Genomic DNA, 1,918 nt, shown 5'->3' with positions numbered 1-1,918 from the left:
GCCAGTCACTCTGGCGGCTGCCGCTGCTCGATGAGCAGGAGCGTCACCAGTTCCTCGTCTCCTGGAACGACACCTCACGCGAGTCGCATGCCGTCACCACCATGCACGGCCCCTTCGAGGCCCAGGTGCTTCGTACCCCTGACGCCATCGCCATCTCCGACGGCGCCCGCTCCCTCACCTACGCGGCCCTGGATGCACGCGCCAACCAACTCGCTCGTCACCTCGCCTCTCGTGGCGTGACTCCAGGCCTCGCCGTCGGCATCTGCCTCGACAAGTCCCTCGACATGGCCGTCGCCGTCCTCGCCACCCTCAAGGCCGGCGCCTTCTACGTCGCTCTCGACCCCAACTACCCCGCAGAGCGCCTCGCCTTCATGCTCGCGGACACTCGCGCCCCCGTCGTCCTCACCCACTCCCAGCTCGCCTCCGTCCTTCCCGCGAGCACCGACGCGCGCTTCGTCCTCGTCGACTCCGAGGCCGACTCCATCTCCCGCCAGTCCTCTCAGGCGCCTTCCGTCCTCGTCTCCACCGAGGACATCGCCTACGTCATCTACACCTCCGGCTCCACGGGCATCCCCAAGGGCATCGTCATGCCCCACCGTGCCCTGAGCTTCCTCCTCTCCTGGCAGATTCGTCAGTCTCCCAACCCCCGCGCGGTGACGCTCCAGTTCGCCTCCCTCAACTTCGACGTCTCCATCCAGGAGCTCTTCGCTTCCTGGTGGGTCGGCGCCCACGTCGTCCTGCCCACCGGGGGCCTGCGCCAGGACATCCCCGCCCTGCTCGACTTCATGCACCGTCAGCAGGTGGAGCGTCTCTTCCTTCCCTTCGTCGCACTCCAGGCCATGGCGGACTCCGTCTCCCACGGCGCCACCCTGCCCTCCGCCCTGCGCGAGGTCGTCACCGCAGGCGAGCAACTCCAGGTCAACGCCACGTTGGCGTCCTTCTTCGAGAAGCTCCCGGGCAGCGTCCTCGAGAATCAGTACGGCCCCTCGGAAGCGCACGTCGTCTCCGCATTCCGCCTCCAGGGTGCTCCCTCCTCCTGGCCTCGCCTGCCTTCCATCGGCTCGCCCGTCGGCCACACCCAGCTCTTCGTCCTCGACCCTCTCGGCCAGCCCGTCCCCATCGGCGTCGCGGGTGAAGTCTTCGTCGGCGGCACCCACCTCGCCCACGGCTACCTCGCCCGCCCTGAAACCACCGCGCAGGCGTTCGTGCCGAATCCGTTCTCGGGTGTGCCCGGCTCTCGCCTCTACCGCACCGGCGACTCCGCTCGCTGGAAGGCCGACGGCACCTTGGAGTTCCTCGGCCGCCTCGACTTCCAGGTGAAGGTGCGTGGCTTTCGCGTCGAGTTGGGCGAAGTCGAGTCCGTCCTCCGCTCCGCTCCCGGCATGCGTGACGCCGCCGCCGTCGTCCGTGAGGACGTCCCCGGCGACAAGCGCCTCATCGGCTACGTCGTCCTCTCTTCCGACTCCGCCCTCGACTCAGAGGCCCTTCGCACCTTCCTCCTCAAGCGGCTGCCTGAGTACATGGTGCCCTCCGCCTTCATCTCCCTGGCGGCCCTCCCTCTGACTCCCAGCGGAAAGCTTGCTCGCAAGCTGCTTCCCGCTCCCGACGCCGACACCCTGCGCGGCGACTCCTCCTTCGTCGCTCCTCGCAACCCCGAGGAAGAGAAGCTCGCCTCCCTCTTCGCCACCGTCCTCCGCCTGGAGCGCGTCGGTGTCACCGACAACTTCTTCGCCCTCGGTGGCCACTCCCTCCTCGCCACCCAGGTCATCTCTCGCATCCGCTCCTCCTTCGGCGTCGAGCTTCCCCTCCGCGCCCTCTTCGAGGCGCCCACCGTCGCCTCCCTCGCCGCTCGCATCCTCTCGGCCTCCCGCGAGGGCTCCACCGCTCAGCCGCCTCCCATCCTCCCTGTCCCTCGCAC

General features: G+C 68.8%; 1 protein-coding gene. It reads left to right on the top strand.

Annotation, left to right across the window (positions count from 1 at the left end; translation table 11 throughout):
* Positions 1-1,918 (top strand): amino acid adenylation domain-containing protein (locus HUW62_RS47035; protein ID WP_176438166.1); only part of this gene is annotated, 1,918 nt, incomplete at both ends.

Origin of the sequence: Myxococcus sp. AM011 (genome assembly GCF_013372595.1) — a bacterium.
Taxonomy (GTDB): Bacteria; Myxococcota; Myxococcia; order Myxococcales; family Myxococcaceae; genus Myxococcus; species Myxococcus eversor.
This window is presented reverse-complemented; position numbering and strand designations above follow the sequence as displayed.